This is a genomic window from Pseudoalteromonas sp. SG41-5 (assembly GCF_014164495.1).
GTDB classification, from domain to species: Bacteria; Pseudomonadota; Gammaproteobacteria; order Enterobacterales; family Alteromonadaceae; genus Pseudoalteromonas; species Pseudoalteromonas rhizosphaerae.
The window spans coordinates 1-16497 of record NZ_JACJFH010000027.1 but is presented as its reverse complement, the minus strand read 5'-3'; the positions used below and the strand labels follow the sequence as shown (position 1 = coordinate 16497).

The window sequence follows — 16497 nt, the reverse complement described above, 5'->3', positions numbered from 1 at the left end:
CTTAAGATTATAAATTTTATTTATGATCTTTTTAAAATTTAATAATTTTTATTTTATATGTTCGCGGCGTATGCTGCACCTAATTTATGTTTTCATAGCCACGGAGAAGACCATGAAACTGTCGCCAGTTTTAATTATATCAACATTAATACTGAGTTTAGTCGCCTGTAAAGAGTCAAATACCGACACTCACGTCGAACAAGCTATTCGTCCAGTAAAACTATTTGAAATTGATACTAACTCAGATCAGACAATACGCAGTTTTCCGGCAGAAGTAGTGGCAAATCAAGGCTCTTATTTGGCGTTTAGAGTTAACGGTGAGTTATTAGAGTTCCCGGCATTGGCGGGTCAACATGTTGAAAAAGATCAACTCCTTGCCAAGTTAGACCCTGAAGATTTTCAACTGCAATATGATGAGCGAAAAGCACGTTTTGAATTGGCGCACTCGCAACTTGAACGCGTACAAAAACTATTTAATAAATCAATTACCAGTCAATCCGAACTTGATCAGGCACTTGCCAATAAACAGGTAGCTGAGTCGGCATTAAAAATTGCAAAAACCAACTTAGATAATAGCGAATTACGTGCCCCTTTTAGCGGCACCGTTTCCAAAGTGTTTGTTAAAAACTTTGAGAATATCCAAGCAAAACAAAACATTCTTCGCTTAGAAACCCGTGATTTAATGGATGTGATCATTCAAGTACCCGAAAAACTAATCGCCCGTATTGATAAAGACATTGACTATCAGCCAAGCGTGGTTTTTGACGGTTTTCCAAATAAATCATATACCTTAATGATTAAAGAATTCGACACCCAAGCAGATCCAGCCACATTAACTTACAAGGTGGTATTTTCATTACCTGTGCCTAAGGATTTTAACCTGTTGGCAGGCATGACCGGCAGTGTAGATATTGATCTAAGTAAAGTTACTCACTCGCAATCACACTATATTTTACTCCCTGTTGAAGCGGTGTTCTCTGAACCAACACAGCCTACTAATAACAGCTATGTCTGGCTATACGATCCACAGACTGGCAAGGTGAAAAAGCAAGCTGTTGAAGTTGGCCAATTACATCGACGTGGTATTGAAGTGCTTGCTGGTTTAGAGCAAGGTCAAACTGTGGTCGCAGCTGGTGTTCACTACCTTAAAGAAGGCATGCAAGTACGTCCGTGGCAAAAAGAGCGAGGCTTATAAAATGAGCATTGCTGAACTTGCCATAAAACAAAAGGTCGTCAGTTGGATGTGCGCGCTATTACTATTAATCGGTGGCGTAGTATCTTATTTAGGACTTGGTCAGCTTGAGGACCCTGAATTTACAATAAAAAAAGCCATGGTGATCACCTTATATCCTGGCGCTTCACCACAACAGGTAGAAGATGAAGTTACTTTTCCGATTGAAAATGCAATTCAACAATTGCCGTATGTGGATTACGTAACCAGCATTTCATCTCCAGGGAAATCACAAATTACCGTTGAAATGAAAAGCAACTATCGCAAACAAGACTTACGACAAATTTGGGATGAGCTACGGCGCAAGATTAACGATAACGCTTCATCACTGCCAAGTGGTGTATACCCAAGTACCATTTTAGATGATTTTGGCGACGTATACGGCGTAATGTATGCCGTCACTGGCGATGGTTACTCTTATGACGAACTAAAAAACTATGTTGATTACTTAAAGCGCGAACTGGTACTCGTTGACGGCGTAGGTAAAGTGACCGTCAGTGGTGAACAACAAGCACAGGTGATGGTTGAAATATCGACGCGTAAGCTGGCGCAGCTTGGTATTGCACCAACTAGAATATATCAATTATTGCAATCACAAAATACCGTATCGAATGCAGGTAAAATACGCGTAGGCGATGAATCAATTAGACTGCACCCAACAGGCGAATTCAAAGACGTAAAAGAGCTCGAAAATCTACTGATCTCAAAACCAGGTGAAAATGAACTGATTTACCTCGGTGACGTTGCAACGGTGTTTCGTGAATACGCCGAAGTACCTAATAATGTAATCCGTTTTAACCAGCAGCAAGCCTTGCTCGTTGGCGTATCGTTTAGCAGTGGTGTAAACGTTGTGGATATAGGCGATAACATTAAAGCGCATTTAGCATCGCTTGAATATCAGCGCCCCCATGGCATGGAAATAAATACCGTTTATAACCAACCTGTTGAAGTCGAAAAATCAGTCAATGGCTTTATCATCAGCTTACTCGAAGCTGTCGCTATCGTTATTGTTGTCCTGCTTGTCTTTATGGGCTTTAAAAGTGGCGTACTGATCGGGGCAATTTTATTGCTGACCGTATTAGGTACATTCATTTTCATGAAACTGTTTGCGATTGATTTACAACGTATCTCTTTAGGTGCGCTGATCATTGCATTAGGAATGTTGGTTGATAACGCCATCGTAGTCACCGAAGGGATTTTAATAAACCTAAAGCGAGGGCAAACAAAGATAACAGCAGCGGCTAATATAGTGGAGCAAACAAAGTGGCCTTTACTTGGCGCAACCGTGATTGCGATTACTGCATTTGCGCCAATTGGCTTAAGCTCTGACGCTAGTGGGGAATTTGCCGGCAGCTTATTTTGGGTATTATTTATCTCATTATTACTAAGCTGGATCACTGCCATCACCTTAACTCCTTTCTTTGCTGACTTAATGTTCAAAGAAACAGAGCTCAAGCAGCAAAGCCATGATGAAGATCCATATCAAGGTGTGATCTTTAATCTATATAAAAGTTTATTAAGCACCTCGATGCGTTTTCGTAAAACCACTTTATTGTTGATGGTCGTTTTATTAGCTAGCTCTGTTTTTGGCTTTAAGTTTATTAAACAAGCGTTTTTTCCAGCTTCTAACACGCCAATGTTTTACGTAGATTATTGGCATACCCAAGGGGCTGATATTCATGCCACTTTAGATGGCGTCGCCAAACTCGAAGCATTCTTACAAAAAGATGAGCTGGTCGAAGAAGTAACATCAACGATAGGACAAGGCGCACCACGGTTTATGTTGACCTACGCACCTGAAAAATCATACCCAGCTTATGGTCAATTAATTATCCGTGTAAAAGACCGCGAAGCAGTGGCGACGATGATTGCAAAAGTTCGCGACTATGAATACAACCATGTATTTGATGCCAAGCTTAAAATAAAACGTATGGAAATAGGCCCTTCTACTGATGCTAAAATAGAAGCGCGTTTTTCGGGGGCTGATCCAGTAGTGCTTCGCCAATTAGCTAAACAAGCAAAAGAAGTGCTAGCAAAAGATGCCGGTGCTTATAATATTCGTGATGATTGGCGTGAACGCTCAAAACTCATTCGCCCGCAACTTAACGAACAAAAAGCGCGGCGTCTGGGTATCGCTAAAACAGACTTGGACCAACTATTATTAACCAGTTTTTCCGGTAAAAAAGTCGGCATTTACAAAGATGGTACTCAACAGATCCCCATTATTGCCCGCTCACCGGCACAAGAGCGTCTTAATGTTGAAAGCCTCCGTGACCTACAAATATACAGCCCAGTATTAGGCGTATTCGTGCCAGTTACTCAAGTGGTGGATGAGTTTGTTGTACAGTGGGAAGACAGCCTAATAATGCGCCGCGATCGCAAACGTACTATTACAGTAATGGCCGATCATGACGTAATAGGCGATGAAACACCCGCTAAACTATTTTCAAGAGTCAGGCCAGGTATTGAAGCAATTAAACTCCCTAATGGCTATGAATTACAATGGGGCGGTGAGTTTGAATCATCAACAAAGGCAAAAAAAGCTATTTTTGGCTCGTTACCTTTGGGCTACTTAGCGATGTTTGCAGTCACTGTGTTGCTATTTAACTCAGTAAAAAAACCTCTGGTTATTTGGGCCACAGTACCTTTAGCAATCATCGGTGTCAGCGCCGGCTTGCTAGTGATGAACGCCGCATTTAGTTTTATGGCGCTACTTGGGTTATTAAGCTTAAGCGGTATGTTGATTAAAAATGGCATTGTGTTGGTAGATCAGATCAACCTTGAGCTCAGTGAAGGCAAAGAGCCTTATCAAGCAGTATTTGATTCCGGTGTAAGCCGTGTGCGCCCCGTTGCGATGGCAGCAATCACCACCATTTTAGGAATGATCCCATTATTATTTGATGTGTTCTTCCAATCAATGGCGGTGACGATTATGTTTGGTTTAGGCTTTGCAACCGTGCTGACATTAATCGTAGTGCCGGTGCTCTATACCGTGCTATTTAAAATTGAGGTGCCAAAAGCAAAATAACTGAGGTTTAAATAAAACCAGGAGCACAATTTATGTTGTTCCTGGTTTTACAATTTGATCTTATTTTTTAAGGCTTAATGTGCCTGTGCGAGTGGTGCTATTTCTTCTTGCAGGTTTGGCGTTAATTTGGTCATTTTTAGAATCAAAACGGCCTTGTTTGACATGCTTAGCAAAATCACGCTTTTTATCGTTATCTTTGTAAGGCGTGCGTGCTTGTTTAGGCTTGCTGATATTCGCAGATTGTTTGTTCTCATCCACTGATAACTCCTCGGTTTTGCCCGAGTCGGCAATCGAGTTATTAATCTCAGCCATTTCTTGCTCAGTTAAATGGCGCCACTGGCCAACATTTAAGCCTTTTAACGTGACATTCATGATACGTACGCGTTTTAAGGTGACCACTTCATAGCCCAAGTACTCACACATACGACGAATTTGACGATTCAAACCTTGCGTTAATACAATAGTAAATTGTTGCGGTCCTGTTTGTGTAACTTTGCATTTTTTCGTGACTGTATCTAAAATTGGTAAACCACCTGCCATCTTATTCACAAACTGACGATTTAATGGCTTGTCGACTGTAACAACATACTCTTTTTCATGATTATTGCCTGCACGAAGGATTTTATTGACGATATCTCCTTCATTTGTCAGGAAAATCAACCCTTCTGATGGGCGATCTAAGCGACCAATTGGAAAAATACGATCTGGGTAGTTAACCGCTTTGACGATATTACTTTGAATTTTACGCTCAGTTGTACAGGTTATACCAACGGGTTTGTTGTAAGCGATGTACGCGCGTTTCGGCACTTTTTTCAGCGGCTTACCATCAATCAGTACCGTGTCAGACAATGCTACTTTGACACCCATTTCCGGTCGAATACCATTGACAGTAACACGACCATCTTCAATATATTTATCCGCTTCGCGTCGTGAACAAAAACCAGTGTCACTAATAAATTTATTTAATCGTTTTAAGTCTGTCATGGGCCAAATTCATATTAATTTTAAAGGCCGATATTGTATACCCAAACCACCTTAAGATGCGAGCTCAGTTGAATTTAAAAGCGATTTAGACAAGGCATAGATTGCAAACAATAGAAGCCACTTGTTAAAATTAATAACGCAGTATAAAGCGCCGTTAAACCAACAATTAGCCTTTTCACAGCAAACATCTAGTCTGTTTGTTTATACTTAAACGATTGCTCTGTTTTACGGTATATGGGTTTGCGATAATTTTAACCTGCAGTGACAGTGAAAAATTACCACACTATTTACAGTAGCTTCAACTCAAGCAGCATTTGCATACTTTCGCCAAATAAATTCCATTGGACCTTGCTTAAAATAACGCGAATAAATCACACTAAAACTAAGTTGAAAAATAACTAAACCACTCACTAATACGTAATATTCTAAATGATTAAAGCTTAGCACCCAGTGCGGATAAAAAACTTTAAACAACAATAACAAGCAAATAGTTTGCATTAGATATAAAGTTAATGCGAGCCTTCCTGCACGCTGCAATGCAATAAAGTGAAAGTCATGTTTTGTCATCAGCATTACCACAAAATGAATAATTAATAGGGCTGTGAATAATGCTGCAAACCAGCTTACGGGTTCTTTTAATGCACTAATAAATAAGCTAGATTGGTATTCAAAACTGATCCTAATCGCACTTAACAGTAGCGCAATTGACAAAACTCTGATTTTGCTTAATTTAGTTAAACCAGTCTCAAACAGTTTATTTTTATAGCCATAAATACCGAATAGCATTAATCCTGCAGCCATCCACAAAGTGATCAGCGGAAGTGCAATGAGCATCACGATAAACATCACACTATTATTGACAAAAATAGTTAATGCCGATCCTCGTGAAGCATTATAACTTGCTAAAAAATCGGCTGAATCTCGATAGATAGTCAGTGTGGGGTCAATTAAGGCTATCAAAAACGTTATCGCTGCGGCTAATGATAGAAATTGCCAACCGCGTTTTAATAACATCTCGTCACTCGCATCAAGGTACTGTATGACCAACCAACCTGCGCATGCATAGATAAACAAAATATCACCAGCCCACAACAAAAAGCCATGTAGTAAACCAAACACGGCCAATACTTTTAAGCGTTTTTGCAATTGCTCAAGCTGCTGGTAACGCTGCCACTGAATATATAAGCCAGCACCAAAGAGTAAGCAAAATAAGCTGCGAAAGCGGCCGTCAATAACACTAAGGCTCACCCATTGAATAACATGATCCGAAAAAGGCGGGGACTGTAATGGTACGTAACCAAATTCAAATAAACCAAAGGAATAGGCATTCATGTACATTAAGCCAAGCACAGCAACACCACGAATAACATCCATATTTTGATTACGCATTATTGGGCTCGACTTATTAGTTGTGCTTATGTATGTTTGACCAGTCTAGCGCATCTCGATAAAACTTCGGCAGTAAATCACTATTTATGTTAATAAATACAACTGCTTGCTCCATAGCCCACCAGCTACCTGATTCATACGCTTTTACTGTTGCAAGGATATAATACAGGGTGTTTTTTTCTTCCATTAGAGCGTCTTTGATTGGTTCTGGAAATGGTAAACGAAGGAGTAATTGCTCCATTGGGCGATCTAATATTGCATCCAACAACGAAAAAAGACCGGTTAAAAAGGCACTATTCGCTTGCGAAGGCGCTATCTTTTTCGCTATCAGCTCACAAAATCGCGCCCGAATGATACACATTTTGATCAATTCGTTAGGTTTCGTTTGTCCAACGTGAGCGGTAATGATCAAACTAACAAACTTCTTTATATGATCATGGCCTAAATAGACTAAAGCCTGTTTGAGTGACTCTATTTCTTTTTGGACAGGAAACACACCGCTGTTGATCAATCTTAATAACTTAAATGCTAACGCTGTATCTAATTGAAACAATCGCGCAATCGCATTGATATCAGGATGCTCTTTCATAACTTGTGCATAGATGGTCAATGCTAATGCATAGTTTATATCAATGTCTTTTTGTTGAATGACTACCGGCTTGGCAAAAAAATAACCCTGAAAATAATCAAAGCCCATCTTATGAGCTATTTTAAAATCATCAATAGTTTCGACTTTTTCAGCAAGCAACTTTAGCTTTTTGTATTTTTGCAGCCGTCGAATCATCGGTTCAATTTGCTGCAAAGGAGTTATTTGAATATCAAATTTGATTAATTTAACAAGTTTTAAAAACCTTTCCCACTTAGGCTCATATACAAAATCGTCAAGTGCTAACACAAAGTTTTTATGAAACAGCGCACGACATAGCTGGTAGTTTTCTTCTGTCGGCTCAATTGTTTCGAGCAACTCAAGTACCACATCTTGCGAAGGCAAAAATGCACATAAATCCATTTTTAAAGAATCAGGACCGATATTAATCAGTGCTTTTTTACCAGCAGTAATATGTCGAGTGCCAAAATTAAGCTGATTTTCCATGATCAGTTTTGCTGTTGCGACGCTTTCGTCAATATCTGGAAAACAATTATTGGTACTATTACGAAACAATAATTCATAGGCAACTACATGTTGTTGACGATTGAATATTGCTTGGCGCGCAACAAATACTTGCACTTTTTCACCCTTAAACTCGACTATTGATGGTTAGTTACGAAATAAAACACAATACTAAGTAGCTAAATCATAATGTTATTGCAATCCATTATAGCTAGTAAGATGATAAATAGCAGTATTAATTATAAAGTTTACTGATATAGTCCTTTGCTACATAAGACCATGTAAAGCGAGCAGCCTTAGCATTGCTGACAATTTCATCCCATTGTTTGGGTTGTTCTTGTCTCAGAGTAAGAGTATTAGCAAAACACGTTACCAGCGCCTCGCTTTGTGTTTGTAATGTGTCACCACTAAAGCTAAAACCATTTTCCAAATGAGTGATAGTATCTTTTAAACCACCGACTTGATGTACTAAGCAAGGCTGCCCTGCTCGCATAGCAAGCATTTGGCTAATACCACATGGCTCAAAGGAGCTAGGCATCAAGAATAAGTCCCCTAACTCATACAGTAATTCGCCAACGCTATTACCATAACCCTTTAAAAATAATAAGTTACTATTTCGTGCCATGGCAGTTGTTATAACCTCTTCAAGGGCCGTGTCACCGGAACCTAAAATGATCATACGTCCTTGCTGTTCATTTAACTTTTCACACAATGCATCAAGCACTTGCTGGTTTTCGTAGGGTTGGCGCAGTAACAAAGCTTTTTGATCGGTTAGGCGTCCAACACTGGTGACTAAAGGCCCTTTAACTGGCTGCTCAATGAACTGCTGCAACCGTTGATGAGCTATATAGTTACTGCTTTGCAGGTTAACTTCTTTAGCCATCCAAACAAACAATGCCTGCTCTATCTCAAAGTATAATTGTGATAGCGTACTGGTTGACTGTGCATTGTGCTCAGTGTACTCACAGCCATTTAATATTCCGACGACTTTATTGTTCGCCATCGCATTATTCAAATCGCGCTCTAAGCCTTCACCACCAAAAAAACCATTATGCGGTTCACTGGCTTGCAATACTTCTTGTGCGTAGCTTGGAGATACTAAATGTATCTTATCAACTAAATTGATAGCGCTGCGCATCGGATTAAAGCAATGAGGATAACGCGGATCGCATAATATCTCGCCGTTATAACTCAACGCCGGAAACCATGCTTCTAAACTTGAATCATCTCCTTTGAATGGGCGGATCCCTTGCAGTGCAATATTGTGTACTGTAAATACGCTGCGCAAAGAAGAAAAAGATGCAAACCGATGATCAAACTTTAACAATACCGCCACACACGCGCTGTGCCAATCATGCAAATGCAACACATCAGGACGAGTGATCACACCTTGCAATAGCGCTTCACACACTGCAGCATTAAATAATGCAAACTTAGTGGCATCAGTGGCAAAAGGTCGGTCACCATCATCATTACAGTATACAGCGCCATGGTGCTGACTAAATAACGGATGTGATAGTACTAATTGCCTGACTTGCTGCTGATCAACATATACTTGCCACACTTGAACATCATAGATATATCCGGCAAAGGGCACATGGAGCGTGCCTAATTGCACACGCTCTAACGCGGTAAAACCATAATCTGGAATAACCACATCAACGGTTAAGCCAAGCTCCGCTAATGCTTTGGGACAATCTCGTAGTACATCTGCAACACCACCCACTTTGGCATTTGGTAAAGCGTCATTTTCGGCCGCAACCATTAATACATGCATCTTTTTCTTACTTCCTACAACTGTATGATATTTTAAGCTAATCGTTTACTCTCACGCTCTTGGCGCTCAAGTTTTTTGGAAAGTTCTGTGAGCATTTCACGGGTCACTAACACAATACCCTTTTTAGATACTCTGAAACCATTTTCTTCGTCTGCTTTACGATCAAAACCAATTTCAACGCCCGCAGGCACTTCACAACCACGGTCGATAATAGCACGGCGAATGCGGCAATTACGTTGAATAATCGCACCCGGTAATATCACTGACTCTTCAATGACGCAGTATGAACGAATATGTACATTAGAAAATAACAGTGATTTACGAACCACCGAGCCTGAAATAATACAGCCGCCTGATACGGTTGAATCTACAGCCATGCCACGTCTGTCATCATTATCAAAAATAAACTTAGCCGGTGGCAGTTGTTCTTGGTAAGTCCAAATAGGCCAAGTTGGGTCGTATAAATCCAGCTGTGGCTCTGGCATCACCAGTTCCATGTTTGCTTCCCAGAATGAGTCAAGTGTACCCACATCACGCCAATAAGGTTGGCCGTCATGACCTGGCTCTCGAAATGGAAAAGCAAATACATTATGCTCTTCAATAATTGCCGGAATAATATCATGACCAAAATCACGGCCTGAACCTTCGTTTTCTGCGTCTTTTTTTAGTTGTTCAAATAAGAACTCAGTATTAAATACATAATTACCCATTGACGCTAAACAAGTGCCCGGACGACCAGGAATTGAACTTGGCATTTTCGGTTTCTCATCAAAACGACGTACTCGTTTCTCTTCATCTACCGTCATCACACCAAATGTTTCTGCGGCTTCTTCGCAAGGAACTTCAATACAGCACACCGTCATGTCTGCACCTGTTTCAACATGTTTTGCCAATAAGCCGCCGTAATCCATACGGTAAACATGATCGCCAGATAAAATCATTACATACTTAGGTAGCTCATGACGAATAATATCCATATTTTGGAACACCGCATCTGCAGTGCCGCAATACCATTCGTCACCATAACGCTGTGATGCCGGTAATATCTCTACCGATTCACCCAGTTCTTTTTTAAAGTGGCCCCATGCACGGTTGACATGGCGGATCAGCGAGTGCGATTTATACTGTGTGGCAATCCCAACACGACGAATACCTGAATTAATACAGTTTGATAGCGGGAAATCGATAATACGATGTTTGCCACCAAAATAAACTGCCGGTTTGGCCCGCCAGTTTGTTAATTCATGTAAGCGTGAACCTCTGCCCCCTGCTAAAATCAGTGCGTAGGTTTCTCGTGTCAGACTACTTATGTAGCGATTTGCATAACTTGGCATAATTTATCTCCGTATTAATCTTTGCTGTTGCTTACGGCTGTGTCGGCCGAACTAGATGTTGTTAATGCTTCCAAATGCCAAATATCATCACTGTATTGGCTGATCGTTCTATCACTTGAAAAAGTACCACTGGCCGCAGTATTTAAAATACTCATTTGCGTCCAATGCTGTTGATCTTGATAAGCGTGTTCAACCGCCTTTTGTGCTTGTACAAAACTATCAAAATCGTGGGCAACCAACCAAGGATCATGTGGGCTTTTGATTGCACCAATAATGTCGTCAAATAAACCAGGTTCGAATAAATTAAAGTGCCCACTTTCAAGTAATTGCATAACACTTAGTAAGTCAGGCGTATTATGAATAATGTGTAATGGGTTGTAGCTTTGTTTTATTCCCTCAATTTGTTCCGCTTGTGCGCCGAATAAGAAGAAGTTATCAGCCCCTACTGCATCGCGAATTTCTATATTAGCACCATCTAAAGTGCCAATCGTCAACGCCCCATTCATCATAAACTTCATATTACCGGTACCAGATGCTTCTTTACCTGCGGTTGAAATTTGTTCAGACAAGTCTGTTGCGGGGCAAATCGTTTCCATTGCTGTAACATTATAATTTGGTAAAAATGCCACCCGTAAATAAGGCTGAGCAAGCGGATCTTTGTTGATCACATCTGCAACATTATTAATTAGCTTAATAATGCGCTTAGCCATGTAATACCCCGGTGCAGCTTTTCCTCCTAGTAATACACAGCGTGGCACTAAATTGGCGGTATCGCCACGACGGATCCGGTCATACAAGTGAATTATGTGTAATACATTCAGTAATTGGCGCTTATACTCATGAATTCGTTTAACTTGCACATCAAATAGCATGCTAGTGTCAAATTCAACACCACAACGCTCTTTGACTAAATCAACTAGCCGTTGTTTGTTTTCAAGTTTGACGCTTTGCCATTGTTTATGGAATTTAACATCATCATAATAGCGACGCAGCTGGCTAATTTGCGCAAAATCCCTCACCCAATCTTGACCAATTTTTTCACCAATCAACTGTGTTAGTTTGGGGTTACAATGAGCTATCCACCGCCTTGGCGTTACACCATTAGTTTTATTGTTGAATTTTTCAGGCCACAATTCATAAAAAGTTTTAAACAAACCTTCTTTAAGTAATTCTGTGTGCAATGCTGCTACGCCATTAACTGAAAAACTGCCAACAATGGCTAAATACGCCATTCTTACTTGTGGATCTGAGCCTTCTTCAATTAAAGACAACGCTTGTTGTTTTGCAACATCCCCCGGCCACGCCAACGCAACTTGAGCAAGAAAACGTGCATTTATTTCATAAATTATTTCAAGAATACGCGGTAATAAACGCGCAAATAATGACACAGACCACTTTTCGAGCGCTTCTGGAAGCAACGTATGATTGGTATACGCCATGGTTTTTGTGGTGATCTGCCATGCAGCATCCCAATCCAAGTCATAATCATCAATCAGCAATCGCATTAACTCTGCAACAGCAATACTTGGGTGGGTGTCATTAAGTTGAAAAACATGAAAATCAGCAAAATCACTAAACTTTTCACCATGCTGTGATACCCATAGACCAACAATATCTTGTAAGCTCGCCGACGATAAAAAGTATTGCTGCCTTAAACGTAGCTCTTTACCATTTTCGCTGCTGTCATTAGGATAAAGTACCATGGTGATTTGTTCGGCAAGGTTTTTATGCGCGACGGCTTCTGAGTAACTACCGGCGTTAAACTCACCTAAATCAAACTCATCAGTGGCTTCTGATTTCCAGAGTCTGAGGGTGTTAACTATGTCATTTTTATAGCCAGGGATCGGCACATCATAAGGGACAGCTAATACATCTTCAGTGTCTAACCATTGTCGATGAATGCGTCCGTTCTTATCAGTATAACTTTCAACATGGCCAAAAAACTTAACACGCTTGGCTTGCTCTGGTGCGCTCAGCTCCCATGGATGCCCTTCACGTAACCAATTATCAGGCTGCTCTATTTGATGGCCATTTTCGATTGACTGGTTAAACATGCCGTATTCATAACGAATACCATAACCGGTTACAGGTAATGCTAAACTCGCACAACTATCTAGAAAACACGCAGCTAAGCGGCCTAAACCACCATTACCTAACCCAGCGTCATGCTCTGCTTGCGCAACATGTTCAATGTGAGCGCAATAATTATTAAGTGCAAGTTTGACTTGCTCTTCTAAATCTAAATTTAAAATGGCATTACCTAGTGCTCGGCCCATTAAAAACTCAAGTGATATATAAGCCGTTTTACGACGCTTTTCACTGTGCATTTGCTGTTTTGTTGCTCGACAACGAGCGACTAATCGATCGCGAATTGTCAACGCTAGTGCGTTATACAAATACAGTTGAGACTTTCCGACCTTATCGCGCCCAAGGGTATAATAGAAATGGCGTGATAAATCATCTTCAAGCGTACTTTCATCTATTAAAGGGGCATCTTGCCAACCTTTAGCAACACACATTTGTTCACCATTATTCGCCATTACATTCGTCCTCTAAATTGGCTGTAAAAACCCAACTGCTTTGTGCAGCAACCTCAAACTGTTCTGTATTTTTAACCATTGCTTGATCAACACTGCTAAGCGCTAAACGCCATACCGATAAATCGTGATTAGCAGGTAATTGACATTTAACTGCCACATTACTGGCATTCAAAATAATGAGTAATGCCGTATTTAGTTGTGTATCTTTTAAGCTATACATCAAAAACTGTTTTGAACCATCATGCCAGTCACTTTCTTGCATGGCTTGGCTTTGCTCGGTATACCAATCAACACTAAATCGCTTATCGCTATCGTGTAAAAATACACTGTGTTTAAACACACAGTGTTGCTTTCGTAAGGTCAATACATCGTCAATAAAACGAATGAGGCTGTGGCTACGCTGCGAGTCTTTCCATGCCAGCCAACTAGTGCGGTTATTTTGACAATAAGCATTGTTATTCCCTCCTTGCGAGTGCCCCATTTCACTGCCTGATGACAGCATAGGCACTCCTTTGGAAAGTAGTAAGGTAAGTAAAAAGTTTTTTTGTTGTTGTAACCGCATGGAGGTAACTTTTAAATCATCAGTAAAGCCTTCAACACCGCAATTAAACGAATAATTAGCACTGTGCCCATCGCGGTTTTGTTCACCATTCGCTTCGTTATGCTTTTGTTCGTAACTCACTAAATCGGTTAAAGTAAAGCCATCATGACTGGTTATAAAATTAATACTATTTAATGGCCCACGGTGATTATGATCAAACAAATCAAAAGAGCCATGTAAACGTTTTGCAAGATCAGCCAGCATATTGTGCTGCCCTTGCCAAAAGCGCCTAACAACATCACGGTATTTATCATTCCACTCACGCCAAGGCGCAGGAAATGCTCCCAATTGATAACCACCAGGGCCTATGTCCCAAGGCTCAGCAATTAATTTCACTTGGCTTAACACTGGATCTTGATTGATTGCTTGTAAAAAACTATGGGTTTGGCTAAAGCCATGCGGCGTCCGTCCAAGAATAGTTGCTAAATCAAACCTAAAACCATCAACACCCATTATTTCTACCCAATAACGTAAGCTATCGAGTACCATTTTCAAGCTAAATGGGTCGTCTATATTTAAGGTATTACCACACCCAGTGTCATTGATATAAACTTCAGGGTTATCGTTAACACTACGGTAATAACCAGGGTTATTTAGGCCGCGCCAAGATAACAAAGGACCGTCGCTACCAGCCTCTGCGGTGTGGTTGTAAACCACATCTAAAATCACTTCAATACCCGCTTGATGAAGTTTAGTAACCATTTGTTGAAATTCACCAATTTCATCAGTTACTAAGTAATCTTTATTTGGTGTAAAAAAATTTAATGTATTGTAACCCCAGTAGTTTTGCAGGCCTTTGGCGGTTAAAAACTGTTCGCTAATAAAACTATGTACCGGTAACAATTCTAAAGTGGTTACGCCAAGTGTACGTAAATGCTCTATAAAACTGGGATGGCTCAAGCCCAAATAGGTACCTTGTAGCTGACTTGGAATAGAGGGATGTCGTGCTGTGGCGCCTTTAACGTGACATTCATAAATAACCGTTTCTCCCCAACTATGGCCCGGTTTTTTACCTTGATAAGGCTGCAGCTGTGTGACTCTAGATTTAGGGATATCAATGGCGTTGTTTACCGTACTCAAAGTACCTTTAGGCATTTGCCCATAGTGGCGTTCACTCCAGGTAAACTCACCAAATAAATCTTTTGCATAGGGGTCAATTAACAATTTTTGGCTATTAAAAAACAATCCTTTTTTAGGTTGATATTCACCTTCTGCGCGATAACCATATAAAGTGCCCATAGCCAGTGGGGTTATATGTAAACTCCATATCCCCCCTTCATTATTATTCATTGCTAACTTTAAAACTTCGGTATGACCACTGGCATCAAATAAACACACATACAACTGTTTAGCCAATGGCGCATAAACAGCAAAATTTACACCGTTTGTTAATACACTGGCTCCCAGCGGAAAAGTTTGCCCTTTATTTAATTCAATCGATAAACTCATCAGCCACCCTTCTTAAATAAACCGTCGCAAGCGCTGGCAGTGAGAGTTTAATGCTATGTTGATGCCCGTGGCATGGAGTTGCTGTACTGGTTGTTTTAGCTGATTGCCCACACACTTGTACTCCAGAGCCAAATAGCTGTTCGTCATCGGTATTTAAAATGACTTCAAATTCACCTGAGCTTGGTACACCAATACAATAATCATGATAAACCGTTGGTGTGAGGTTACTTACCACAACCACGTAATTACTGGCTTTCTTAGCAAAGCGAATAAAACTAAAAATACTTTGTTGAGCATTTTGATTATCGATCCAGCTAAAACCTGACGGATCAGTATCTAGCTGATGTAAAGCTGGAACATCGCGATATACTTTATTGAGCTGCGCGATAGTTCGTTGTACACCTTGATGCGATAGATGCTCAAGTAAATGCCAATCAATTGATTGATCATGATTCCACTCGCTACGCTGGGCAATCTCACCGCCCATGAACAGTAATTTTTTGCCTGGATGCGCCCACATAAATGCATAATACGCGCGTAAATTTGCAAATTTTTGCCAATCATCACCAGGCATTTTTTCAATTAATGAGCCTTTACCGTGCACCACTTCATCATGGCTTAAAGGTAAAATATAATTTTCACTATAGGCATACACCATCGAAAAAGTTAATTCGTGATGATGATGTTGGCGATATAAAGGATCGCGTTGCATATAGTGAAGGCTGTCGTTCATCCAGCCCATATTCCACTTGTAACCAAACCCTAAGCCATCATGATTCACCTGACGGGTAACACCAGGCCATGCCGTTGACTCTTCAGCTACCATCATAATGCCGGGGTTATTAGCATAACAACGTAAGTTAACTTGTTTTAAACACTCAATAGCACCAAGATTCTCACGTCCGCCAAACTTATTCGGGATCCACTGTCCATCTTCACGACTGTAATCAAGGTATAGCATTGAGGCAACAGCATCGACACGTAATCCATCAATGGCAAATTCTTCTAACCAATACATTGCATTAGCAACTAAAAAGCTGCGAACCTCTGGGC

Annotated in this window: 10 protein-coding genes; 2 read left to right on the top strand and 8 right to left on the bottom strand. The window is 40.5% G+C overall.

The features are described 5' to 3' along the window. Positions 1-112: 112 nt before the first annotated feature. Both H5232_RS09215 and H5232_RS09210 read left to right on the top strand, forming a co-directional pair. Positions 113-1195, top strand: a complete 1083-nt coding sequence (locus H5232_RS09215; RefSeq protein ID WP_145235892.1) for an efflux RND transporter periplasmic adaptor subunit — start codon at positions 113-115, stop codon at positions 1193-1195. Between the two features lies 1 nt (position 1196). Continuing rightward, positions 1197-4259 (top strand): efflux RND transporter permease subunit, encoded by a 3063-nt coding sequence (locus tag H5232_RS09210; RefSeq protein WP_182718649.1) that lies wholly within the window; start codon positions 1197-1199, stop codon positions 4257-4259. Between the two features lie 60 nt (positions 4260-4319). On the opposite strand, the gene rluF is transcribed toward H5232_RS09210, so the two are convergent. From rluF to glgB, 8 genes are all read right to left on the bottom strand, one after another. Further along, the gene (gene rluF / locus H5232_RS09205) at positions 4320-5243 is read right to left on the bottom strand and encodes a 23S rRNA pseudouridine(2604) synthase RluF (RefSeq protein WP_182767903.1); all 924 of its coding nucleotides are present in this window, start codon (positions 5241-5243) and stop codon (positions 4320-4322) included. Between the two features lie 303 nt (positions 5244-5546). Further along, complete coding sequence (locus H5232_RS09200) at positions 5547-6632, bottom strand: DUF418 domain-containing protein (protein ID WP_259398509.1); 1086 nt, start codon at positions 6630-6632, stop codon at positions 5547-5549. 16 nt (positions 6633-6648) lie between these two features. Next, positions 6649-7860 carry an EAL and HDOD domain-containing protein gene (locus tag H5232_RS09195; protein WP_182718648.1) on the bottom strand — a complete coding sequence of 404 codons (1212 nt, stop codon included), beginning with the start codon at positions 7858-7860 and terminating at the stop codon, positions 6649-6651. Between the two features lie 118 nt (positions 7861-7978). Beyond that, positions 7979-9520, bottom strand: coding sequence for a glycogen synthase (locus H5232_RS09190; RefSeq protein WP_182830809.1), 1542 nt, complete (start codon positions 9518-9520; stop codon positions 7979-7981). 32 nt (positions 9521-9552) lie between these two features. After that, a complete protein-coding gene (gene glgC, locus H5232_RS09185; RefSeq protein ID WP_182830808.1) occupies positions 9553-10854 on the bottom strand; it encodes a glucose-1-phosphate adenylyltransferase in 1302 nt (433 codons plus the stop codon). Positions 10855-10868: 14 nt separating this feature from the next. Next, the gene (locus H5232_RS09180; RefSeq protein WP_182740062.1) at positions 10869-13394 is read right to left on the bottom strand and encodes a glycogen/starch/alpha-glucan phosphorylase; all 2526 of its coding nucleotides are present in this window, start codon (positions 13392-13394) and stop codon (positions 10869-10871) included. Then, a complete protein-coding gene (gene glgX / locus H5232_RS09175) occupies positions 13384-15444 on the bottom strand; it encodes a glycogen debranching protein GlgX (RefSeq protein WP_182830807.1) in 2061 nt (686 codons plus the stop codon). Before glgX ends, H5232_RS09180 begins: the two co-directional genes overlap by 11 nt. After that, positions 15428-16497: 1,4-alpha-glucan branching enzyme (gene glgB, locus H5232_RS09170; RefSeq protein WP_182830806.1), on the bottom strand; the 1070-nt coding region annotated here is incomplete at its 5' end. The genes glgX and glgB, both read right to left, overlap by 17 nt.

Excerpts from the sequence above, each read along its gene's own strand:
- H5232_RS09215 (WP_145235892.1), top strand. The coding sequence starts at position 113 with ATGAAACTGTCGCCAGTTTTAATTATATCAACATTAATACTGAGTTTA.
- H5232_RS09210 (WP_182718649.1), top strand. The coding sequence starts at position 1,197 with ATGAGCATTGCTGAACTTGCCATAAAACAAAAGGTCGTCAGTTGGATG.
- rluF (WP_182767903.1), bottom strand. The coding sequence starts at position 5,243 with ATGACAGACTTAAAACGATTAAATAAATTTATTAGTGACACTGGTTTT.
- H5232_RS09200 (WP_259398509.1), bottom strand. The coding sequence starts at position 6,632 with ATGCGTAATCAAAATATGGATGTTATTCGTGGTGTTGCTGTGCTTGGC.
- H5232_RS09190 (WP_182830809.1), bottom strand. The coding sequence starts at position 9,520 with ATGCATGTATTAATGGTTGCGGCCGAAAATGACGCTTTACCAAATGCC.
- glgC (WP_182830808.1), bottom strand. The coding sequence starts at position 10,854 with ATGCCAAGTTATGCAAATCGCTACATAAGTAGTCTGACACGAGAAACC.
- H5232_RS09180 (WP_182740062.1), bottom strand. The coding sequence starts at position 13,394 with ATGGCGAATAATGGTGAACAAATGTGTGTTGCTAAAGGTTGGCAAGAT.
- glgX (WP_182830807.1), bottom strand. The coding sequence starts at position 15,444 with ATGAGTTTATCGATTGAATTAAATAAAGGGCAAACTTTTCCGCTGGGA.